Annotated in this window: 22 protein-coding genes; 15 read left to right on the top strand and 7 right to left on the bottom strand. The window is 45.0% G+C overall.

The genetic code is table 11. The features are described 5' to 3' along the window. Positions 1 to 655 precede the first annotated feature (655 nt). From R7Z47_RS11985 to R7Z47_RS11950, 8 genes are all read left to right on the top strand, one after another. Positions 656 to 949, top strand: a complete 294-nt coding sequence (locus tag R7Z47_RS11985) for a hypothetical protein (protein WP_005391777.1) — start codon at positions 656 to 658, stop codon at positions 947 to 949. Continuing rightward, positions 946 to 1,395 (top strand): YaiI/YqxD family protein, encoded by a 450-nt coding sequence (locus R7Z47_RS11980; protein WP_005380310.1) that lies wholly within the window; start codon positions 946 to 948, stop codon positions 1,393 to 1,395. The genes R7Z47_RS11985 and R7Z47_RS11980 overlap by 4 nt, the downstream gene beginning before the upstream one ends. A 194-nt stretch (positions 1,396 to 1,589) precedes the next feature. Then, a complete protein-coding gene (locus R7Z47_RS11975) occupies positions 1,590 to 2,579 on the top strand; it encodes a ketoacyl-ACP synthase III (RefSeq protein WP_017636033.1) in 990 nt (329 codons plus the stop codon). Next, positions 2,576 to 3,562, top strand: a complete 987-nt coding sequence (locus R7Z47_RS11970; RefSeq protein WP_137282314.1) for an NAD-dependent epimerase/dehydratase family protein — start codon at positions 2,576 to 2,578, stop codon at positions 3,560 to 3,562. The genes R7Z47_RS11975 and R7Z47_RS11970 overlap by 4 nt, the downstream gene beginning before the upstream one ends. After that, the gene (locus R7Z47_RS11965; RefSeq protein ID WP_137282315.1) at positions 3,531 to 4,394 is read left to right on the top strand and encodes an MBL fold metallo-hydrolase; all 864 of its coding nucleotides are present in this window, start codon (positions 3,531 to 3,533) and stop codon (positions 4,392 to 4,394) included. Before R7Z47_RS11970 ends, R7Z47_RS11965 begins: the two co-directional genes overlap by 32 nt. Next, positions 4,382 to 5,650, top strand: coding sequence for a F390 synthetase-related protein (locus R7Z47_RS11960; protein WP_174844521.1), 1,269 nt, complete (start codon positions 4,382 to 4,384; stop codon positions 5,648 to 5,650). The genes R7Z47_RS11965 and R7Z47_RS11960 overlap by 13 nt, the downstream gene beginning before the upstream one ends. Next, positions 5,638 to 6,750 carry an ATP-grasp domain-containing protein gene (locus R7Z47_RS11955; protein ID WP_262607094.1) on the top strand — a complete coding sequence of 371 codons (1,113 nt, stop codon included), beginning with the start codon at positions 5,638 to 5,640 and terminating at the stop codon, positions 6,748 to 6,750. Before R7Z47_RS11960 ends, R7Z47_RS11955 begins: the two co-directional genes overlap by 13 nt. Beyond that, complete coding sequence (locus tag R7Z47_RS11950) at positions 6,747 to 7,820, top strand: hypothetical protein (protein ID WP_167415394.1); 1,074 nt, start codon at positions 6,747 to 6,749, stop codon at positions 7,818 to 7,820. Before R7Z47_RS11955 ends, R7Z47_RS11950 begins: the two co-directional genes overlap by 4 nt. A 106-nt stretch (positions 7,821 to 7,926) precedes the next feature. Here R7Z47_RS11950 and R7Z47_RS11945 read toward each other — a convergent pair whose 3' ends face one another. The 3 genes from R7Z47_RS11945 to R7Z47_RS11935 all read right to left on the bottom strand — a co-directional run bounded on the left by R7Z47_RS11945 (position 7,927) and on the right by R7Z47_RS11935 (position 10,132). After that, complete coding sequence (locus tag R7Z47_RS11945) at positions 7,927 to 9,513, bottom strand: AbgT family transporter (protein ID WP_005380301.1); 1,587 nt, start codon at positions 9,511 to 9,513, stop codon at positions 7,927 to 7,929. Between the two features lie 229 nt (positions 9,514 to 9,742). Further along, a complete protein-coding gene (gene ykgO / locus R7Z47_RS11940; RefSeq protein WP_005380299.1) occupies positions 9,743 to 9,868 on the bottom strand; it encodes a type B 50S ribosomal protein L36 in 126 nt (41 codons plus the stop codon). A 3-nt stretch (positions 9,869 to 9,871) separates the two neighbouring features. Continuing rightward, the gene (locus R7Z47_RS11935) at positions 9,872 to 10,132 is read right to left on the bottom strand and encodes a type B 50S ribosomal protein L31 (protein WP_005380295.1); all 261 of its coding nucleotides are present in this window, start codon (positions 10,130 to 10,132) and stop codon (positions 9,872 to 9,874) included. Between the two features lie 123 nt (positions 10,133 to 10,255). Between R7Z47_RS11935 and tsaA the strand changes: the two genes are divergently transcribed. The 5 genes from tsaA (at position 10,256) to R7Z47_RS11910 (ending at position 14,134) form a co-directional block, all read left to right on the top strand. Then, the gene (gene tsaA / locus R7Z47_RS11930; protein WP_005380294.1) at positions 10,256 to 10,951 is read left to right on the top strand and encodes a tRNA (N6-threonylcarbamoyladenosine(37)-N6)-methyltransferase TrmO; all 696 of its coding nucleotides are present in this window, start codon (positions 10,256 to 10,258) and stop codon (positions 10,949 to 10,951) included. 111 nt (positions 10,952 to 11,062) lie between these two features. After that, a complete protein-coding gene (locus R7Z47_RS11925; RefSeq protein WP_017820763.1) occupies positions 11,063 to 12,778 on the top strand; it encodes a proline--tRNA ligase in 1,716 nt (571 codons plus the stop codon). A 178-nt stretch (positions 12,779 to 12,956) separates the two neighbouring features. After that, complete coding sequence (locus R7Z47_RS11920) at positions 12,957 to 13,625, top strand: tellurite resistance TerB family protein (protein WP_017820764.1); 669 nt, start codon at positions 12,957 to 12,959, stop codon at positions 13,623 to 13,625. A gap of 111 nt (positions 13,626 to 13,736) precedes the next feature. Further along, complete coding sequence (locus tag R7Z47_RS11915; RefSeq protein ID WP_005391765.1) at positions 13,737 to 13,943, top strand: YaeP family protein; 207 nt, start codon at positions 13,737 to 13,739, stop codon at positions 13,941 to 13,943. Next, positions 13,943 to 14,134 carry a DUF4250 domain-containing protein gene (locus tag R7Z47_RS11910; protein WP_005380289.1) on the top strand — a complete coding sequence of 64 codons (192 nt, stop codon included), beginning with the start codon at positions 13,943 to 13,945 and terminating at the stop codon, positions 14,132 to 14,134. Before R7Z47_RS11915 ends, R7Z47_RS11910 begins: the two co-directional genes overlap by 1 nt. Positions 14,135 to 14,238: 104 nt before the next feature. Here the strand turns inward: R7Z47_RS11910 and R7Z47_RS11905 are convergent, their stop codons facing one another. Further along, on the bottom strand, positions 14,239 to 15,603 hold the full coding sequence (locus R7Z47_RS11905) for a sodium-dependent transporter (RefSeq protein WP_005391763.1): 1,365 nt from the start codon (positions 15,601 to 15,603) through the stop codon (positions 14,239 to 14,241). Positions 15,604 to 15,981: 378 nt separating this feature from the next. Between R7Z47_RS11905 and R7Z47_RS11900 the strand changes: the two genes are divergently transcribed. Next, positions 15,982 to 18,528, top strand: a complete 2,547-nt coding sequence (locus R7Z47_RS11900; RefSeq protein WP_053304077.1) for an Ig-like domain-containing protein — start codon at positions 15,982 to 15,984, stop codon at positions 18,526 to 18,528. Between the two features lie 90 nt (positions 18,529 to 18,618). Here the strand turns inward: R7Z47_RS11900 and R7Z47_RS11895 are convergent, their stop codons facing one another. Together R7Z47_RS11895 and R7Z47_RS11890 are read right to left on the bottom strand one after the other, a co-directional pair. Continuing rightward, positions 18,619 to 19,362: a YggN family protein gene (locus tag R7Z47_RS11895; protein WP_062730476.1), complete on the bottom strand. Its 744-nt coding sequence runs from the start codon at positions 19,360 to 19,362 to the stop codon at positions 18,619 to 18,621. Positions 19,363 to 19,423: 61 nt separating this feature from the next. After that, positions 19,424 to 19,903 carry a GreA/GreB family elongation factor gene (locus R7Z47_RS11890; protein ID WP_005391761.1) on the bottom strand — a complete coding sequence of 160 codons (480 nt, stop codon included), beginning with the start codon at positions 19,901 to 19,903 and terminating at the stop codon, positions 19,424 to 19,426. Between the two features lie 76 nt (positions 19,904 to 19,979). Between R7Z47_RS11890 and R7Z47_RS11885 the strand changes: the two genes are divergently transcribed. Beyond that, positions 19,980 to 21,905, top strand: a complete 1,926-nt coding sequence (locus tag R7Z47_RS11885; RefSeq protein ID WP_262606835.1) for an ATP-dependent DNA helicase RecQ — start codon at positions 19,980 to 19,982, stop codon at positions 21,903 to 21,905. On the opposite strand, the gene dinB is transcribed toward R7Z47_RS11885, so the two are convergent. Continuing rightward, positions 21,902 to 22,966 carry a DNA polymerase IV gene (gene dinB, locus R7Z47_RS11880; protein WP_025768236.1) on the bottom strand — a complete coding sequence of 355 codons (1,065 nt, stop codon included), beginning with the start codon at positions 22,964 to 22,966 and terminating at the stop codon, positions 21,902 to 21,904. The two genes, R7Z47_RS11885 and dinB, sit on opposite strands and share 4 nt — an antisense overlap. Positions 22,967 to 22,999 lie beyond the last annotated feature (33 nt).

The following is a 22,999-nucleotide window of genomic DNA, read 5'->3' as shown; positions in this document are numbered from 1 at the left end:
AGACCCCGACACATAAGTATCGGGGTCATGGTCTTACTCGCAGCAGTCCGGCTACTAAAAGTGCTCCATGCATCATCCATAATAGTGGCTGATTCCGTCAGCTTATTCCTTACGTCGCCGTCCTAGCGGTGTCCTTATCATCCTGACTGCTAACATTCCTCGTTAGCACACGTCACTTGTTCCTTGAGCGGTGTCCCTTGCATCTTCCTGATGCTGTCCGTAACCTCAATCCTAGAGGGGTCCATTGTCTATCCTTAGTCATCAACATCCTATTGATGATCGTATCCTTACAATGTCCTACGCTCCATGCTTGATTAATCATCCTGACCAACCAAATCGTCTTCCTGACGATAACCAAATCCTTGGTGCTTTCCTGTTCCATGTCTGCTTCCTGCTGACAACTCTTAATTTACGCCTTTTCCAAAAATAGACAATCTATCCAAGATAAATATTTGGCCCTCACATTGGTTAACAAGTTGTTAAATCATTATTTATCATAAACTTAAGCTCTTTATCTTCTCTTTTTCCGCTTACGAAATCGTTTTCTCTCACAACCTATGTAAGAGATCTCTCACACTACACTCTCCAAAATGCCATTCGCCAAATCAGCGCACTCAACGTATGATGATAGATATATCGTTGTTAAGGATTAAAAATGTTAACTCAAGACGTTACTAAAGAATTAGAAGCGGCAATGGAACAGTTGCAACAACAAGGAAAAGAGCCAACCGTAGCGTTAGTGAAAGCACGATTGAAAACGCCAGTTCCAATGCCAGCGTTAATCACCGCAATAAAAAGTTGGAAGAGTGCTCAACGCGTACCCAAGGTTGAAATCGCAGCACAGCACCACACCGATAATGATCGTCTTGAAGCCCTAGAACGCACCGTAAAAATGCTAGCCATTCGTATTGAAGAGTTAGAAGCGAAACTCAGTGAGAAATCATCATGAAGTTATGGGTAGATGCAGACGCGTGTCCGAAAGTTATTCGCGAAACCATTGTGCGTGCCGCCGAGCGTACGGGGATTGAATGTACGTTTGTCGCTAACCACGTTGTCCCTGTGCCGAAAAGAGACAACATCCACTCGCTACAAGTCCCTGCGGGATTTGACATCGCAGACAACGAAATCGTCAAGCGTGTGGAAGCCAACGATTTGGTGATCACGTCAGATATTCCGCTTGCAGATGAGGTTATCTCTAAAGGCGCTCAAGCCCTCAGTTCTCGTGGCGAGCTCTATACAAAAGACACCATCAAAGCTCGCCTAAATATCCGCGACTTTATGGAAACCATGCGTTCAAGCGGAATTCAGACAGGTGGGCCCGCCGCGCTTTCTCAAACCGATCGACGCGAATTTGCAAACCATTTGGATCGTATTTTGGCGAAATTTAAGAAGTAACCCTCACTCTATTCAAATTGAGCCAGCAAATAAAAGCCTGGCTCATTCCTGAAAATTCATTCTCAGCATTGCACCCAAAGCGTGCTCTTACTCCCATTTGTTTTGTTCTGTTTATTTTTCATCTTGCTCGCCATAGCTTCAATATGCAACGTGGTTTATTTTGAACGACGTTTTTAATAAGTGTATAGAGAATAATGGGCTTTAACATCGTTTCCAGTGGAAGCTACCTGCCAACGAATCAATGGTCTGATCGAGAGATGGATCGCTTCCTAAAATTAGCGCCAGGGACCTGCCGAAATAAATTCGACGTTGAATATCGTCATGTAGCCAATACAAAAGAGACCGCTATTTACATGGCAATGCAGGCAATAGAGCAGTGTTTAGGAAACACACATACCTTAAGCTCCGTTGATCTTCTTATCTACGCTAGCGGCACACACCACCAGTCTCTACCCTACGACGCCTCAGCGGTTCTCGCCGCGTTAGACGCTCCAACATGGCTAGAAAGCTTTGATTTGAACAGCACCTGTTTATCCTTTCTCTCTGCGCTTGATCTTGCTCAGAGTCTATTCTTAGCAAAACGGTACCGTCGGATTCTTATTGTCACCAGCGAACTCGCCACTGGCATCACACTGAATCGAAATTTTACGCTCAAACCAGAAGTTGCAACCTTATTCGCGGACGGTGCCGCCGCATTTTTGCTCGAAGAACACGACGATGATGGATTGCTCACCAGTCACTTTGAAACGCATCATACCGGGTATTCATTTTGTCAAATTAAGGGCGGAGGTAGTCATATCAATCCGCATACCTCCGAGCATCAAGCCTATTTAAAAAGTTGCCAGTTTGAGATGGAGGGCAAAGCACTCTTTAAACATGTGCGTAAAGCCTTACCAGCGTTTCTAAAAAAAGGGTTTGACGCCTCTCCGGTAACACTCGGCGATATTGATTATTTTCTTCCTCATCAAGCCAGCGCGCATGGATTAAAAAAACTGCCTTCACTCACCGGGCTACCAACAGAGAAAACCGTTAATCACTTTTCGACTTTGGGAAACCAAGTCGCCGCCTCACTCCCAATTAACTTACACTGGCTGCGTAATCAGCCAGAAACCGCAGGAAAACATGTGTTATTAGCTGGCACCGCCGCAGGGTTGTCGCTAGGGATGGGAGTGCTAAAACTATGAAGATATTGGTCACTGGTGGCAGCGGGATGTTGGGTAGCGCAATTCTGAGAATGTTTCACCAGCAGCATGAACTGCATTTTATAGCACGAAATACAGTCATCGCTAAACAACTCGCCGAGCAATTCGATGTTATCCCACATATAGTCGATTTAAGAGACCACTCAGCAGTTCATGCGGTATGCCAAGGTATGGATGCAATCATCCATTGTGCCGCTCTCTCAAGCCCATGGGGAAAGTGGCAGGCGTTTTATCAAGCCAATGTAGATGCCACCAAAAACCTCGTCAATGCGGCTAATACCTATCAAATCTCGCGTTTTATCCATATTTCCTCCACCAGCGTCTACTTTGACCATCAAGACCGTTGGAATATTCGAGAAACCGACGCCATAGCTTCATACTGGTGTAATGATTACGCACACACAAAATACCTATCGGAAATTGAAGCCGTAAAAGGCCAAAGCAAAGCGATCATTTTAAGACCACGTGGCATTTTTGGACCCAATGATCGCGCGATTATCCCAAGAGTGCTTAAGGCGATAAAAAACAACACTCTGCTTCTGCCATCGGGTAGAAATCCTGTGGTTGATCTGACCTATGTCGACAACGTTGCCCATGCAGCGATGCTCGCTTGCACTCAGGCAGACCAACTTCAGCATGGTGATGTGTTCAACATTTCCAACAACGAACCAATGCCAATTGAGACTGTTCTGCAAGCTTTATGTGAGGGGTTAAACCTAAAAGTAACGTTACAATCATTACCATACGGCGTTGTATCACCATTATTAAAGCTCAGTGAGCAAATACGAAGGCACTTACCACATCAGCCAGAACCAAGGCTCACCTCATACAGCGCAGGATTGTTTAACTACCATCAAACTCTGGATATCAGCAAGGCGAAACAAACACTGAATTACCAACCGCTTTTTTCAATTCAAGAAGGAATACAGCAGTATGCAAACTGGTCTAAAAATAAAAATCTTTGAGGCTGGACACTGCGTACACCCAGGCTTTGTTGTCAAACCAGGTTCTGGTATCAAGCCTAGAGCATTTCCGGCAGCCGTTGCGTTAATTCAGCACCCAACACAAGGCAACATCCTGTTTGACACGGGATATCACGAGCATTTTTTTAGCGCGACTCGCCCCTTCCCTGAACGTTTTTATGCTTGGACAACACCTTGTCGCTATAAAAAAGAACACGGAATTGTTGCGCAGTTAGCAAAAGAAAGTCTCAAACCTCATGATATTGAACACTTAGTACTCTCCCACTTCCATGCTGATCACATTGCTGCCGTGTCTGAGTTTTCCCACTCTCAATTGCATTGCCAACAAAAAGGGGTAGATGCAATTACTAAAAGTGGTCGAATTGTAGGCGTAAGAAAAGGATACCTAAAAGCTCTACTTCCTCCACAGCTTGAACCTAACTTATTCATTCATAGTGATTTTTCTGTACCAATCAGCCAAATTCTTCCTCAGTGCCAAGGTGTTAATTTGCTCTGTAAAGACATGTTCGACGATGGATTTATTTATATGGTTAGCTTGCCAGGCCATGCAGCTGGCCAAGTGGGCTTGCTAGTTAAAAGAGACCAAAGTTGGCTGTTCTTACTCGCCGATGCATGCTGGTTAATCGAGAGCTTGAGTGAAAATATCGATCAACATTGGCTGGCGAACATGCTTTGCGATGATACAAAAGCCTATAAAAACACCCTCTCCGAGTTGAGAAGTTGCTACCAACAAACCCACCACTTTGTTCGCTTCGTGCCTTCACATTGTCAGGAAACTATCCAGCAGCTAATCAAAGAAGGATGGATGAAGTGAGAACGCTTATCTCAGAATTCTGGCGAACCCGCTACCGCCCCTTCGGCTCAAGGGAACAAGTCGAAACATGGCAGCAACAACACTTAACGCAACACTTGGATTGGGTATGCCGTCATTCACCGTATTACCGCTCACTTCAAGGTGCACCACTCAGTGATTTCCCTATCATGAATAAGCAAACCATGATGGAGAACCTCTCGGAGTTGAATACGAAAGGCTTAGATGCTGAACACCTAATGCAACAAGCACTCGAAGCAGAACAGTCACGCAACTTCGCCGCTTCGAAAGTTGGCGATGTTACTGTTGGGCTTTCTTCGGGCACATCAGGCATGCGCGGGTTGTTTCTTGCTGACAAACAGGAAACGCAACTGTGGGCTGGCAATATATTGGCTCGCCTGTTGCCCAACCTATGGCAAAAGCACCGAATTGCGCTAGCCTTGCGCGCCAACAGCCCACTGTATAAATCCGTCGCGAAAGGCCCTGTCACATTCTTTTATGCAGATTTAACTAAACCTTACCAAGAATGGATAAAAGAGCTAGATGAGTTCCAACCCACGCTTTTGGTTGGTAGTGCGCAAGCTCTTCAGCTCTGCGCCCAGTTCAGCGGTCAATTTGGTCAACCCGAAATTCAACCACAGCGGATCATTTCTGGTGCAGAAGTCCTAACTGAGAGTGACCGTCACTTTATTTCTCAACGGTTCGACAGCGAACTCCATGAAGTCTATCAATGTACCGAAGGTTTTCTTGCATGTACTGATCAGCATGGACAAATGCGCTGGAATCAAGATGTTGTTTACATCGAAAAACATTGGCTGAATACCGAACGTACTCATTACAGCCCAATTATCACCGATTTTCGTCGTAAAACTCAGCCCATTATTCGTTATCAGCTCGACGATATTATTGAGAATAAACAGGATAATGGCGTATTTGAACCTCTTGGCACGATTGCCGGACGATGTGGTGATCGCCTCACGCTAAACGCAAACCACGTCCCAGTTACGGTGTTACCAGATCTCATCTACCGCGCTATAACACTATCTGCCAAAGGTCGCGTGGATTACCGAATCACCCAAACAGGGTCACAAGCCATTCAAATTGAAGCGGATGTTCACCACCATCGGGTTATACACCAAGCCTTGATAAAGTTGTTTGACCAATTGCGGCTTGATCCTGTCAGATTTAGTTACCGCCCTGCGCCTATTTGGACGCCAATGAATAAACAACGACGTGTGGTGAACATATGCGGGTCTTAATCACCGGAGCCCGAGCACCAGTTGCACTAGAGTGGGCAACCATGTGTATGCATCATGGGCATGAAGTAATTCTCACCGATTCGCTAAAAAAGCCTCTGGGATCGTTTTTGCGAGGTATCGAGTCTTATATACCCACCGCTTCACCTCGATTTGCGTTTCCCACCTATCAACAGCAGATCCTAAAAATCATTACTCAGATGCGTATTGATATAGTGATACCCACTTGTGAAGAAGTGTATTACTTGGCTCATGTTGCCAAACAATGCCCAGAAGTAGATTTTTTTCTGCCCAATGTAGGACTACTCAATGCCCTGCACAACAAGTTGACCGTCTTTGAACAGCTTCAAGGTTTGCCAGAAATCACACTTCCAAAAACTCGTTTGGTCGCTGATAAAAGTGAGATTGAAATTAATAAGAGAACCGTTCTAAAGCCCGTTTACTCTCGGTTTGGCGGGCAAGTCATAAGAGATGTGACGACTCAGTCTATTTCTGCCGCCACGATATCGCCCCTTTACCCTTGGGTTCAGCAACAAAAAATCCATGGGACTCCGGTGTGTAACTATGCCATTTTTGAACATGGTGACCTTAAAGCACACCAAGCTTATGTGCCGAAATACTGTGTAAACGGCTCGGCCGCCAGTGCTTTTCAGCCGATCTCATGCAAACGACTAGATACATTTATCGCAGCTTTTGGTAAACGTCATACTTATCATGGGCAAGTGTCGTTTGACTTCATCAAATCACAAGATGAACTCTACGTGATTGAATGTAACCCAAGAGCCACCAGTGGTTTGCACCTACTCTCGTCTAGATGCAGTCAACTGCTCCCTAATATGGCATTTACTGCCCCTTCCAAACAGCGACTGCATCATTTAGGGCCAATAACACTCATCGCTGAAGGTGGGTTATCCCTGTTCAAGGCTCGAACTTGGCAAGATTGGTGGTCTGGAGTGAATGTGATGCAACAGCATAACTTACCGGTCGGGAGCCAAATCCGGAGTATGTTTGAATTACTCCGGTTAGCTAGGCAGAACAAGACGAAGTGGAGCGACGCTTCTACCGTTGATATTGAGTGGAATGGAGAGGCATTGAACTCATGACACTTTCCTCTCAAGAATGGCATCAAACCTTTATCACTCTTATGCAGTCAAATCCTATTGATGAATGCACAGCAAGCTTTGGTTGCTACTATATCGATGATGTTGCCATTCCTTACTCCGTAACACCAAAAATACCAAACAACTGTTATGCAGTCTCCCCTATGACACTGCTTAGTGGCTACGCCGAAGAAGAGCTTCACAAAGTAAAAAATGTGGCTGTTCGATGGGTATGTAAGTTACTTATTAATATGACTAAACCAATCTTATCATTGGCTGGATTGGATCAAGTCCAAACGCTCAACAATCAGTGCTTGTCCACCAATATGTATAGCGAACAATGGGCAGCCTTAAATCTCGATGAACTGCGTCGCGTCGCACTCGATCAATACCCCACCTTTCCCTTGGTGCTTCGCTCCCTCAACCAGCGTCAGCATTCACACTTAATTCAGCGATTGAAGCAGCCAAAATGGCAAAGCTTGGTAACACGACAAGTGTATTTACTTGATGATTGGCAAGCGTTCAGCTTCAACCGAGATTTAACGAAAGACTTCAAACTGCTTAATGATAAAGATTGGCAGTTTAGGCCACTGACCACTGATGAAGAGTTTCAGCGTGCCAAAGAGTTATATGACATGCTTTACCTTGATAAATACAGCCTCAATAACATCCAGTTTTCAACCCAATATTTAAAACAGGCGAGCCAGAACAAATTAGTACAGTTAGTGGGACTGTTTTATCAAGAAGAGATGCTGGCTACGTTAGGCATTGTAGAAATTGATTATGATATGACTTGCCCAGTTTTTGGCTACGATACCAATAAGCCACAACGCCTCGCATTGTATCGTCGAATATCGGCCTATACCATCCGCCATGCAATGATATACCAGCGTCGCTTTAATATGAGCTCAGGCGCTCCGGCTTTTAAACGCAACAGAAAAGCCCGGCCAGAAATTGAATTTAGCTATGTTTATATTGCGCACTTACCTTGGTACAAACGCATAATTTGGAAAAGCTTGTGCTGGCTCACTCAGCACTTTTATCGCCCTTTGTTGATACGTTTTCAGCTATAAACCGACATCTATAATCAGGTAAGCCTGCGTACACAGTCTCAATCGATAAAAAAGCCTGCGACGTTCGCAGGCTTTTTATAATGGAGCTGTGTGAGGTAACCGTTTTCTACGGTGTGTAGTATGTTGCTGCGCCAGGGCCTACTGGTAAACCAAATACGAATACCCATAGGTAGAACAGCACACTCCAACCTACAATGAAGCAGATTGAGTAAGGTAGCATGGTCGCGATCAGCGTACCGATACCTAAGTTCTTCATGTAACGAGTCGCTACGGCAAGAATCAAACCAAAGTAGCTCATCATTGGAGTAATGATGTTTGTCGTCGAGTCACCAATTCGGTAAGCAGCCTGAATCGTTTCCGGTGCATAACCAACAAGCATCAACATAGGAACAAAAATCGGAGCCGTTACTGCCCACTGTGCCGATGCCGAACCAATCATTAGGTTGATAAAGCCACACATCAGGATGAAGGCAAAGAACAACATTGGACCAGTTAAGCCAATTTCTTGCAGGAAGCTAGCGCCAGCAACCGCGAATACCTGACCGAAGTTAGTCCATTTAAAGAAAGCAACGAACTGAGCCGCAAAGAAAACTAATACAATGTACATGCCCATAGAAGACATAGATTTCGCCATTGCATCAATTACATCGCGATCCGTCTTCATCGTGCCAACAACTTTACCAAACACAAAGCCTGGAATAGCAAAGAACACAAAGATGAATGCCACGATACTTTTCAGGAATGGTGAACCTGCAATTGTACCTGCATCAGAACGTAGAATGCCGTCTTCTGGAACAACCGTCCAAGCAAGCAGCGCTGAAACAACCAGTACAGCAACACCTGCTAGTTTTAGGCCTTTCTTCTCAATGTCTGTTAAGCCACCCATTTTGTCGTTCGACAAATCTTCTGATGCTTCTTCTTCACTGTATTTGCCAAGCTTTGGCTCAACAATTTTTTCAGTAACAAACGCACCTGTGATTGCAATGAAGAATGTCGACACAAACATGAAGTACCAGTTAACTTCTGGACCAACAGTGTAAGTTGGGTCAATCATTTGCGCCGCCGTTTCAGTAATGCCTGACAACAGCGGGTCAACCGTACCAATAAGTAGGTTTGCTGAGTAACCACCAGATACACCAGCGAACGCCGCAGCAAGACCGGCAAGTGGATGACGACCTAAAGAATGGAACAGCATTGCAGCCAGTGGAATAAGTACCACATAGCCAAGCTCTGATGCCGTATTTGAAATGATACCCGCGAAAACGACCGTCACTGTTACCATGCGTTGAGATGCACCCATGACTAAGCCACGCATTGCTGCAGATAGCAAGCCTGAGTATTCAGCAATAGCAACACCCAACATCGCAACCAATACCGTACCCAAAGGTGCAAAGCCGACAAAGTTTTTCACTAGATTGGTAACGATTAGTTCAAGGCCATCAGCGTTAAGCAAGCTAACGACATGAATCATGCCATCCGCGGCACGACCTTTTGCACCCTCAGGACGAGGATCAACTACGGAAACTTCGAAGTATCCTGCAATACCCGACATCACCAGAATGGCTAAACAGAAAATGGCAAATAGTGTGATCGGGTGGGGTAATAAGTTCCCCAAATATTCGACAGTATCCAAAAAGCGCGTAAACAGCGGCTTCTTAGGCGAGTTTTGTTTAATTGAATCAGATGAACTCATCTGTTCCCTCCTTGTTTTTATTCCTATGCAAATGTGACAAAAATGTCAAAAAGCGTGCGAAGGGTACTTGAGTAGAAGGTCAAATAAAAGCCCTAAATGTTACAAACTGTGACGAACAGAGGCATTTATAACCAACATTGAATAAAAATGTAGATATTTCATCCATGTAAGATAATTAACTCAACATTATCAATTAAACAAAACCATAAGTTAGATATATGCTGGCTGATTACTTTTGCACAGCTTTGAATCTCGGGTTCGTTTTACAAATGACATAAAGACGCCCTCTCCGTTTTACAATCTGACAATCCGGATGACGACTTTTTGCACTTTTTAATGATTTTACTACCTTCATGATTTATTCCTTTTCGCTCTTAAATTGACCAAAACGACGGTTGAAGTTCGCAATTCGACCTTCGGTTTGTACAACGCGCTGTTTACCGGTGTAATACGGGTGAGAAGCTGACGACACATCTAACGTAAAGTAAGGGTAAGTTTTGCCATCTTTCCATTCGATGGTTCTCTCCGTTTTCAATGTAGAACCAACGACAAAGTACTTATCTACACTGGTGTCGTGGAACACCACAGGACGATATTCAGGGTGGATTCCTGGTTTCATAATACTTTTCCTTTCAATTAAATTGTTATGTTATAACATTTTAATTAATAATCATTATCAACAATAAAAGCAAGAGAAATTTGTGATACTTTTCATCTCAATGAATTCTTAAAGATGTCCACCATGTATTCCATCGAACCCATCGGCGTCATTGAGACACCGTACAAAGAAAAGTTTGCAGTTCCGCGCCAACCACGCTTAGTACCAGAGGCTAAAGCACGCGTAAAACTGTTAGGTGCAGCAAATAGCCCTGAAGCAGTGCGTGGGCTAGAACAGTTCTCTCACGTTTGGTTGTTGTTTCTATTTGATCAGAACCTGGAAGCTGGTTGGAAACCAACTGTACGCCCGCCACGATTAGGCGGCAATGAACGAATTGGTGTCTTTGCCTCGCGCTCGACTTTCCGTCCAAACGGAATCGGAATGTCAGCCGTTGAAGTGAAAGGAGTCACTAAGCAAGGCGATCAAATCTATCTTGATTTAGGCAGTGTAGATCTCGTGGATGGGACACCGATTGTGGATATTAAGCCTTATATCCCCTATTCGGATTCTATTTCGGAAGCACAAGGCGGATACGCAGACCAAGAGCCAGAAAAGTCACAAGTCACCTTTTCTGCTCAAGCATTAGCAACGATAGAAAATCGATCCGATACTGACTATGTAAGATCAGTCATTGAACAAGTTCTGGCACAAGATCCTCGCCCTGCATATAAGAAAAACAAGCCGGACGACAAAGAATATGCGGTAAATTTGTTCGACTTGAACGTAAAGTTCACAGCAACAAGCAACTTAATAACGGTTACCGCTATTGAAAGCTTTTGACAAACGCAATTGGCTGATATTATAGACGGCTAACAAATTTCCCTTTCGGGAACTCCCATACTCCTGCTTATTCAAGCTTGAGTATCTAACTTAAATAAACGGATAAATTTAATGCGTACCAGTAATTATCTTCTTTCTACTCTGAAGGAGACTCCAAACGACGCAGAAGTAGTGAGCCACCAGCTCATGCTACGTGCAGGTATGATCCGTAAGCTGGCTTCAGGTTTATACACCTGGCTACCTACTGGTCTACGTGTACTGCGTAAAGTCGAAAACATCGTTCGTCAAGAAATCGACAATGCAGGCGCAGTCGAAACTTTGATGCCCGTTGTTCAGCCGTTTGAACTATGGGAAGAGACAGGCCGCAGCGAAAAGATGGGCCCTGAGCTACTTCGCTTTACTGACCGTCATGTTCGTCCGTTTGTACTTAGCCCAACCGCTGAAGAAGTGATCACTAGCCTTGTTCGCAATGAAGTGAGCTCTTACAAACAGCTTCCGCTAAACCTGTACCAAATCCAAACTAAATTTCGTGACGAACGACGCCCACGTTTTGGCGTAATGCGTTCACGTGAATTCTCAATGATGGATGCGTACAGCTTTGACATTGATAAAGACGGACTACAAAAGTCATACGACGCAATGCACGATGCTTACTGTAAAGCATTCGATCGCATGGGTCTGGATTACCGTCCTGTACTTGCAGATAGCGGTGCTATCGGTGGTAGCGGCTCTCAAGAGTTCCACGTACTGGCTGAAAGCGGCGAAGATATCATCGCATTTTCTAGCGAGTCAGATTACGCGGCAAACATTGAAAAAGCAGAAGCACTAGCTCCAGCCTCTGAGGCTGCGGCACCAACACAAGAAATGACGTTGGTTGATACGCCAAACGCGAAAACAATCGCTGAATTGGTTGAGCAGTTCGAACTACCAATTGAAAAAACAGTGAAAACACTGTTTGTGAAAGCATCTGACGAAGTTGATACGCCAATCATCGCGCTTATTATTCGTGGTGATCATGAACTGAACGAAGTGAAAGCAGAAAACCTTCCTCAGGTTGCAGCTCCATTGGAAATGGCATCTGAAGAAGAAATTCGTGAGCTTATCGGTGCAGGCCCTGGTTCACTAGGCCCTGTTGGCCTTAAACTGCCGTTCATTGTTGACCGCAGCGTTGCGGTAATGAGCGACTTCGGTGCGGGCGCGAACATCGATGGCAAACACTACTTCGGTATTAACTGGGGTCGTGATGTAGAGCTTGGTCAAGTTGAAGACCTACGTAACGTTGTGGAAGGTGACCCAAGCCCATGTGGCAAGGGCATTATCCAGCTTAAGCGTGGTATCGAAGTTGGCCATATCTTCCAACTAGGTAACGCTTACTCCGCAGCGATGAACTGTGGTGTACTGGGTCCTGATGGTAAGAACGTCATCCTAGAAATGGGTTGTTACGGTATCGGTATCACTCGCGTAGTAGCGGCTGCTATTGAGCAAAACCATGACAAATACGGCATCATCTGGCCAGATGCAATCGCACCATTCCAGGTTGCGATCGTTCCAATGAACATGCACAAGTCAGAAGAAGTAAAAGAAGCCGCTGAGAAATTGTACGCTGAGCTAACGGCAATGGGCATCGAAGTGCTATTTGACGACCGTAAAGAACGCCCAGGCGTAATGTTCTCTGACATGGAGCTTATTGGTGTACCGCATACAATTATTATCGGTGACCGCTCAATGAAAGAAGGCAACTTCGAATACAAGAACCGTGCTACTGGTGAGAAAACAGCAGTCGCAATGACTGACATTGTTGAGCACGTAAAAGCTCAACTAAAGTAAGCACTCGACGAGTTCGCATTTGAAGTAGTTTCAAATAGTTAAAAAGGGTTGGCTTCGGTCAGCCCTTTTTATTACAGCTCAACATCCTCCCTCCACCTTTTTCGAACTATTCACTTTGTTAATCTTTGGTTCAGCTTCTTGCTATTAGACTGATTTCATCATCTAAAGGAGGTCAGTTATGGATTTAAAAAGTCTTCTAAACCAAGCACTCAAATCAGACTTACTTAAGCAAGGTGCAGATGCATTGGGCAAACAAACCAACAACATCAAATCCTCATCAAATTCAAGTAGCCTAAAAACGCTAGGAGCAGGTGCTGTAGGCGGAGGCCTCATCGGTATGCTGATGGGCTCAAAGAAAAGTAAAAAAATGACTAAAAAAGTAGGGTCAAGCGCATTAAAAGTCGGTGGCGCAGCTGCGCTTGGAGCCTTGGCCTACAAAGTGTATAACGACTGGCAAGCCAAGCAATCCGGTCAAGGTGTTCAAGAAACCTTTGACCCCGATGACAGTAAACACAGTGTCTTAATTTTAAAAGCAATGATTGGAGCTGCAAAAGCTGATGGTCACGTTGATGAAGAGGAAATGGCGCGCATTGAACAAGCTCTCGCGGATATGGGCGCAGATGAGCACGTTCGTCACCTCGTTCAGCAAGAGTTAAACAAACCGCTTGATCCTGCTGAAATTGCTAATCAGGCGACCTCTCCTCAACAAGCGTCAGAAATTTACCTAGCGTCTTTGATCGTCGCTGATGAACAAAACTTTATGGAAAAAGCGTATCTGCAAGAACTAGCAAAACAACTTCAACTTTCACCAGAAGTCACTCAGCAGTTAGAAGCACAAATGCAGTGATTAAATCTCGCTCAAGCAAACCTTTAACTTGAGCCAAAACAACTCTGTACTTTGAGTTTCAAATCCGCTGTGTGTATATTGAGATAAGTTATCATTTAGTGGAAAGAAAACATGCAAGTATACGGCTGTTGTGAACTGGTTCGTGAGCTTTATGCTCAGATTGGTAGTGGCGATCAAGCTTATATTCCCCAAGCAATTTCATGTGCAGTTAAAGCACTGAACGATGTTGCAGCGGATGAATCGCTACCAAAAGAAGTGCGTGAAAAAGCGGCATTTGCTGCGGCAAACCTACTGATTTCAGATTTTGAGGATAAGTAATGAATCTAGCGAACTTTGAATCCATGGATCCTGTCATGCTGATGAGCATTGTGAATATGAAGCTACGCGACGACTTCGGTGGTGACTTAGATAAACTGGTGGCTTTCTTCGATATCGAACGCACAGCACTGGAGACAAAACTGGCTTCTGCTGGTTTTGACTTTCTTCCAGAAGCAGGACAATTCCGTTAATCAACACCATTCTTGGCGGATAACCGAAACGAGAATAACCAATATCAAAAAGGGCTTGATGAGTTACCATCAAGCCCTTTTCTTTTATTCGATAGGCGTCTCGGTTAGCCAAATGAAGCCCAGATGACTGTCGCCACAAGAATTGGACATACAAACTTCACATACGCAGGCCATAACTTACCAAACCAACCTTGCGTAAACTCCGGGCAACCTTGCTCAAGTTCTTTGATTTTTGAGTTGCGATTCCATACCCAACCACCAAATAAGCAGAATAAGAGCGCAGCGGTTGGTTGTAGATATTGAGTAGCAACCGTCGCGACCATACCAAACAGAGCGCCAAAGTTATAAACAATCACCACACTGAACAAGGCAATGAGACCACCTAAAACCCAGCTCGTTGCGCTGCGCTTAGTATTGAAGCGCTCACTCACTAAAGCCACTGGACACTCTAACATTGAAATGGAGGACGTTAGCGCCGCAATCGTCAGTAATAAGAAGAACACAATAGAGAACAATTGACCAAGCAAACCTAAACTATCAAACATTAGTGGCAATACCGTAAACACTAACGTATCTGAGCTTAATAGAGAGCCATCTTCTGCATAGATTTGAACGCCCTTTTGCATTGCCACAAACATCGCTGGCATCACCACTAATCCTGCAATGAAAGCAACGGCAGTATCTACCATGGTCACGTTCATCGCCATCTTTGGTAGGTTTTCTTTCTTACTCAAGTAAGATCCGTAAATCAACATTGAGCAGCCACCGATCGTAAGCGAGAAGAAGCCCTGTCCCATTGCAGCAAGAATCAACTTGCGGTCCCATACCTTTTCAAAATCCGGCACTAGGTAATGTTTCAGACCTTCCATCGCACCGTTTTGCGTCATGATGTAAGCAAATAGCAGAGCAAACAGAACAAACAATGCTGGCATCAAACGTGTGGACCACTTCTCAATACCTTGTTTTACGCCACCTTGTACGATGAGAATCGTCAGTACATAAAAAGTAATGGTTCCGAACAAGTTACGTTCAACACTAAAGCCCTTTAGCCATTGAGTTGCAGCTTCTAACCCCATTAGATCTGTGATTGCACCCAGTAAAAAGCAGATCAACCAACCACCAACAATTGAATAAAACGCTAAGACAGCGCTTGGTACGCTTAAACCAATCCAACCCACAATGCCGCCGAGCTTTTTACCGGCAGGGTTATCTGTGATTGCACGCATACTGTCTACAGGGTTGGCTTGACCATGGCGACCAATCGCCATTTCAACCACCAGCATCGGAAATGCGACGATAAGAATCATCACCAAATAAACTAACAGGAAAGCACCGCCACCATTACTGGCTGCTTGAGTTGGGAAGCCCCAAATATTGCCAAGGCCAACTGCGGCACCTGCGGCAGCTAAGATGAACCCGAGACGAGAGCCAAAATGCTCGCGAGGCTGAGAAGAGGTTTGCTGTGTCATACTACTCACACAAAAATATCATTGAACTAGCTAACTAGTACACTATAGCAATATTCACTATTCAACAAGAGCACCTCGGTTAAATCCTCGACAGTTGAAGTAATTTATAGTCATTCAGCTTGTAAATTTTAACGTACATCTCATATTCATCGCTCAAAAGCCTCGTGACTGTTGCTCGTTTCACGTGGCTGAATTTTACCAATCCTTCTGCCGTGAAGTGAGCCGAAAAATAATGAGCTCTGGTGTAAGGGACGAACTGTTCCTCGTGATACTGTGTCGAAAAGCAGAATATTGTGCTTCGCTTTTTCCCCCTAATGTCTATTTATCAGCTAGTTATTACTCTGTTCTCATTTATACCCATGATTCAAGGAGAGGAAAATGAAGGTCACCCTACTTCACGGAGCGATGGTTGTAGCACTCAGCGCCAGCTACCAAGCTCAAGCCTATAACTGTCAAAGTTTACCCGACTGGGACAGCACTGCGACTTATACATCGGGCGCTTTAGTAAAAACGCAAGGAGCCGCTTATGAGGCTGCATATTGGACGCAAGGCAATGATCCCGTGACCAACTCAGGATCTTGGGAAGCATGGAAAGCGTTAGGGCAATGCGATGGTGGAAGCAACAATTTATCACCAACGGTGTCGTTCTCCTCTCCAATAAACAACGCACAAATTCCCGAAGGCAGTGCGATCACTTTGTTAGCCAACGCAACTGACGAAGATGGCCAAATCACACAAATTGAGTTTGTTGCAGGCAACCAAACCGTTGCTGTGGTAACTCAAGCACCATTCGAAGCTTCTTGGACAGCTATTGAAGGGATCTCGCAATTGACCGCAATTGCGACAGATAATGAGGGAGCTGTTAGCACCACGACGATTTCTATCCAAGTTCAACCACAAGTCGAATTACCGCCACCAAGCATTTCATTGACAAGCCCAGTAGGCACAGAAGTGCTTAATGTAGGCGATAACCTAACCGTAGCCGCTCAAGCTGACGATATTGATGGTGTGGTCACACAAGTTGAGTTCTTCGTAAACAATCAATCTGTCGCCATTGATACTAGCGCACCTTACGAATATCAATGGACCGCTAGTCCAGGTACATACTCGTTCAAAGCACAAGCGACTGATGATACAAACCTCGCAACGATGAGCCAAGAAGTAGCGCTGGTTATTAGTAATTCAGAAACCGGAACGGGCGGATGTGCAGATGCAGTACCTTATGTGGCAGGCACAAGTTATCAAGCTGGCGACCTGATTTCTCACTTCAACCAAAAATATCGTTGTGATGTTGCTGGTTGGTGCTCCTCGGATGCGACATGGGCTTACGAGCCTGGTGAAGGGCTATACTGGCAAGATGCTTGGAGTGGCCTAGGTGCTTGTTCGACACCACCGCAAGTTACCATTACGGCACCAACGGATGGACAAGTCGTGCTCGCTGGCAGCAATAACGAAATCACGGCAAACGCAAGCGATGCTGATGGCACAGTCACGCAAGTTGAGTTTTTTGCGAACAACACCAGCTTAGGGGTCACCACTCAAGCGCCATATTCCGTTACTTGGAACGCCACACTTATTGGCGCTAACCAGCTTAAAGCCGTCGCAACCGATAATGATAACAACACGTCAGAGTCCCTGGTTGGTGTGGAAGTCAGCGATAAAGATTTGGTCGTCTCTCTGACTTCACCAAGCAGCGGTCAAACCGTCGGATTAGGCAAAAGTCTCGCATTAAGCGCCGATGCAACGTCTTTAACTTCAGGCATTAAACACGTTGATTTCATGATCAACGGCTCTATTGTTGCAACCGATACCACAGCACCTTACACAGCCAACTGGACACCAACTGCACTTGGTAACTTTACAGTTAGCGCCCAAGCTGTGGATTTGTCAGGAAGCAATGCACTGTCTGACGCCGCAGCAATAACGGTGGTTGAGCAAGTAGAGAAACGCCATAAACTCATCGGTTACTGGCACAATTTTGTAAATGGTGCGGGCTGTCCAATTCGTCTAGCAGATATGGCAGATGCTTGGGATGTGATTGATATTGCCTTTGCTGAAAATGATCGCAACAGTGATGGCACTGTGCACTTTAATCTATATTCAGGCGATATTTACAGCGATTGTCCAGCACTCGATCCAACACAATTCAAGCAGGACATGGCAGCGCTTCAAGCTAAAGGTAAGAAGTTTGTTCTCTCTCTTGGCGGCGCAGAAGGCACGATTACGCTGAATACCGACCAAGATGAAGCCAACTTTGTCTCTAGCCTAACAGGTCTTATCGCTGAGTGGGGCTTTGATGGTCTAGATGTGGATTTAGAGAGTGGTTCTAACTTAGTTCATGGCTCGCAAATTCAAGCTCGCCTTGGTCGTGCTTTGCTTCAAATAGAGCAAAACATGGGTGGAGATATGTACCTAACCATGGCGCCTGAGCACCCTTATGTTCAAGGCGGCTATGTGGCTTACAGCGGTATTTGGGGAGCTTACATTCCTGTGATAAACGAGACACGCAGCACGCTCGACTTGCTTCACGTCCAGTTATATAACAACGGCGGTTTGCCAAACCCATACCTGCCAGGCAGTGCACCAGAAGGCTCTGTGGATATGATGGTAGCGCAATCTAAAATGCTTATCGAAGGTTTTGAGTTGGCCGACGGCACTCAATTTGCACCATTGCGCGATGATCAAGTCGCAATCGGTTTACCTTCAGGTCCTAGCTCGGCAAATTCAGGGCAGGCTCCAACACAGAATATTATCAACGCACTAGATTGTTTAACCAAAGGCACTTCATGTGGCACCGTTAAACCAGCGTACCATTACCCGAATTATGCAGGGGTAATGACATGGTCTATCAACTGGGATCAGCATGATGGCTTTAACTTCTCAAAACCTGTCGGCGATAAACTCACCGAGATGAATGCGCAATAAGCTATCAAAGAATAAGCGAGTAAAACGCAAAGAGAGCACAATAGTGCTCTCTTTCTTTATCTCATCGAGTTTTTACTTTTTAATGAGTAATTAAATCGTAAATACTCGGTAATCTTTTAGCTCAGGGATTTTCTTCAACAGATCGTTTTCTTGCCCTGCCATGTCATCCAGCGAATCGCACAAGTCTTCTGCTTGTTGTTCTACCTCTTTCGAATGCTCGGCTAAACGCTCTTCTACTTTCGCGCTGAGTTCAGCCATACTCTCCGATAATGCAGTGAGGTTTATCCCTCCCTCTTCCTTCATTTTTTTCGATAAAGCATCCAACGAACTGGCTAAAAACTCTTTATTGAAGATCTCTTGTGCTTTTGCAAAGTCTTCAGTCCACCCTTGTGTCATAGACTCAAAACTCTCCGCAGGCAGGATGAAATCACCATCTTTGTAGTAACGTGATTCAACATCAGCGAAAAAGTCCTTTACTGCGACTTTTACATTATCAAACGCACCAGGTGCATCGAGGCTTTCCGCAACATCATCAATAATATCATTCGCAAGCGCTAAACCATCACTCGCCAATTGCTTTGCTTGTGGAATATACGCGTTCATTTTTTCGCGATAGTCTTCAATTGCCGCTTTCTGGTCAGAATTGAGTTCAATTAGCTCACCTTTGATGAAGAGGTTGTTATCCTCATCCACGACAGCTTTATCACCTGTCGTTTGGCGAATTTCCAAGCTTTGCCCATCCATACGGACTTCATTATTGATGTCCACACGACACTGCGCTGCATAACCAGTAGCACTGACCATCAGCAATGAGAGTGTAAAAAGCTTTTTCATGTCATTCTCTTTTATTTAACATTACTCGTGTTAAACATAACACTGAGTGATACATGAGATGTCAGCAAATCGTCACGACTTCGTAACAAGTTGTTTTATCTCCTATTTTTACGTCAACCTCATCACCTTCTTCTTTTCCGAACAACGCTCGACCCAGAGGAGATTTAGCTGTTAAGACAAAGACTTCCTGAGCCTGATATTGAACAGTCAAACCACCAGAGCAAGGGCCTACAAAGAAGTGCTTTTCAAGCAAATTCTCATCTGCGAGAACAACGTAAGCGCCAACACCAACAGGCGCATTCTTAAAGTCGCGAGTCACTAAAGAACGATATTGACGCAATTCCTCTTCACTATCTTGGATTCGCATGGCTTGTCCATGAGCAAGATACGCGGCTTCAAGTGCCAATGTATCGTACTTGTGCTCGGGAACAGTTTCTTCATCTGTCGCGGCATCGATCGCTCGCTGAGCCGATGCATGGGCAACTTGAAGTTTTTCTTCCAGATGTTGGATGATAATTTGGACTAAGTCAGCTTTGTTCATACTTTTAGGACGCGCGTTTAGTATTCGTGGTGTGTTAATGTAGCCAAGTTTACCATCAAAGAAAGGTTTCCCTATTATGCAAAGTGACTCGCTGCATCAAACACTTCAATCTGTATTTGGCTTTGACTCATTACGCCAAGGTCAGCAACCCGTTATTGAAGCCGTTATGAATGGTTACTCTGCTGCGGCAATCTTTCCTACAGGCTCGGGGAAGTCACTCTGTTATCAACTACCTGCAACCATATTACCCAACCTTACGCTGGTGATCTCTCCGTTGTTGGCGTTAATGAAGGATCAACTGAGCTTTTTACAAAGTAAAGGAATCGCGGCCGCTTCTATCGATAGCAGTCAAAGTAGAGAAGAAGCACAACAGGTCATGGCTGGCGTGAAGAATGGACAAATCAAAATCTTGATGATTTCTGTTGAGCGGCTAAAAAACGAGCGTTTTCGTGAATTCATTCGCCAAGTACCGATTTCTTTGATGGTCATTGATGAAGCGCACTGTATTTCCGAATGGGGGCATAACTTTCGTCCAGATTATCTCAAACTACCGCAATATAAACGTGAACTGAACATCCCACAGTCTTTACTTCTCACCGCAACGGCAACGCCTGCAGTTATTGAAGACATGCAAAAAAAGTTCGATATTGCCAGTGAACATATTACCGTTACAGGCTTCTACCGCTCTAATCTGGATATCTCGGTGATCCCGTGTGAGGAAACAAAGAAACAAGAACAGCTCAGTGAGATCATCGCCTCTTCACCTAAGCTTCCGACCATCGTATACGTGACGCAGCAGCAAACAGCAGAACGAGTAGCAAAGTCATTAATCCATATTGGCATTAACGCTCACGCATACCACGCTGGCATGAAAAGCGACGTTCGTGAACAAATCCAACAGCAGTTCATGGATGGCCAAATTGACTGTATTGTTGCAACTATTGCATTTGGTATGGGGGTCGATAAATCTGATATTCGACGCGTCATTCACTTCGACTTACCCAAATCAATCGAGAACTACGTACAAGAGATTGGACGTGCAGGCAGGGACGGGAAACGCTCTGAGTGCATTCTGCTGGGCAATACGTCCGGCTTAACGGTGTTGGAGAATTTTGTCTATGGTGACACACCAGAATTTACGTCAATTAACTATGTAGTCGAGCAAGCGAAAGAACATGCTCCACAATGGGAGGTAGTGCCACTGCGTTTGTCGCGTGAAAGCAATATCCGCCAATTGCCACTCAAAACCTTGTTGGTTTATTTGGAGCTACATAACGTCATTGAAGCAAAGTACAGTTACTTTGCGGAATATCGGTTTAAGTTTTTGCACGATCAGCAATTTATTGTGAATCAATTTCAAGGCGAGCGACGTCAATTTGTGGAGGCCATTTTTTCCTGCTCACAAAAAGCCAAAGTGTGGTGCCAAGTTGATCTAGAAGCGCTATGGATGAACTATCAATCGGAACGCAGCCGAGTTGTCGCAGCGCTCGACTATTTTCACCAGAACGGCTGGATAGAACTAGAGAGCAAACAACTGACGGACGTGTACTCAGTTATGCCAACCAAACAGAGCTCGGATGTTTTAATCCAACAACTGTATGAACTGTTCCAATCCAAAGAAAGCAAAGATATCGAAAGAATCCACACCATGCTGCACTTGTTCCAGTCCGAGCACTGTTTGAGCTCACAATTGGCGAACTACTTTGCGGATCACGATGCACCAAAGCAATGTGGTCACTGCTCCGTGTGTCGTGGTCACGTCGCCACATTCACAGCACCAGAACCTGAAGATATTGAACAATCTCAAGTATCGATATGGGCGCAGGAGTTTATTCAGCTTTCCCCATCGGCCATCAGTAATGATGCCGTTGCTCGCTTCTTGTGCGGAATCAGCACTCCTTTGATTAGCCAGCTAAAAGCCTCAAAGCTAGCAGGTTATGGTGCAATGGCAAACGTAAGTTTTGAGCAGGTATTAACGCAGGTAGAAACGGTAAGGGCCTAAAAAAAGCTCAATTGACGCGCTTGGTCTTCGGGCTTGAGCATCACGTTCAAGCCTAAAAGGCGAATTTCCCGTCCATTTTGGCGTTTAAGAATATCTCTTAGCAAGATCTTGAAGTCCTCAAGCTCTAATTGCGGATGGATGTGCTCAATTGTTGTCAGTTGAAAGTCGGCAAATTTGACTTTAATACCTTGTTTAATAATCGACTTATCTGGGCTTGCACGCTCTAAACGTTTCTCGAGTTCAGGATAAAGTTTCTCCTCAATCACTTGCCAACATTCATCATAGGTTGCGATGTTCTGGCTGAATGTCCTTTCCACACCGACGGACTTTCTCTCGCGCTCAACAACGACTTCTCGATTATCAATTCCATGGCTTCGCTGCCATAAGGAGGCACCCTGACGACCAAACTGCCTCAACAACTCTCGATAGTCACTGTTTTTAATGTCCTCACATCGATAAAAACCGGCTTGGTGGAGCTTCTCAAGACTCACCTTCCCCACACCAGGAATGTTCTCTAGCGGAAGACTATCGATAACCTCTTGGACTTTCTCTGGCGGAATCACAAACTGACCGTTGGGCTTGTTCATGTCTGACGCGACCTTGGCAAGAAACTTTATCGGAGCAATGCCCGCCGATGCCGTCAACCCAAGTTCACTCCAGATATCGCGGCGAATTGACTCTGCGATCAACGTAGCGGAGCCACGGCAAGCTGTCGAGTCCGTGACATCGAGGTATGCTTCATCCAATGAGAGAGGTTCAATGATAGGCGTATAACGCTCAAAAATAGCACGAATCTGCTGAGAGACTTGCTTATATACATGCATTCTACCGGGCACAACCAACAAATGAGGACAGAGTTGCAGCGCGCGCGCCGTTGACATTGCACTGCGAACACCATATTTACGCGCATCATAATTACAGGTGCTAATCACTCCACGCTGCTTTTCATGTCCGCCAACAGCGAGTGCAATGCCACGGTAACTGGGGTTATCTCTCATCTCTACGGCAGCATAAAAACAATCCATATCGACATGAATAATTTTTCTAATTCGATCTGACATAGCCATCAAAGCACTGTTCAAAAAAACAGTATA

The sequence above is a fragment of the Vibrio sp. 1641 genome (genome assembly GCF_033339995.1).
GTDB lineage: Bacteria > Pseudomonadota > Gammaproteobacteria > Enterobacterales > Vibrionaceae > Vibrio > Vibrio alginolyticus.
This window is presented reverse-complemented; position numbering and strand designations above follow the sequence as displayed.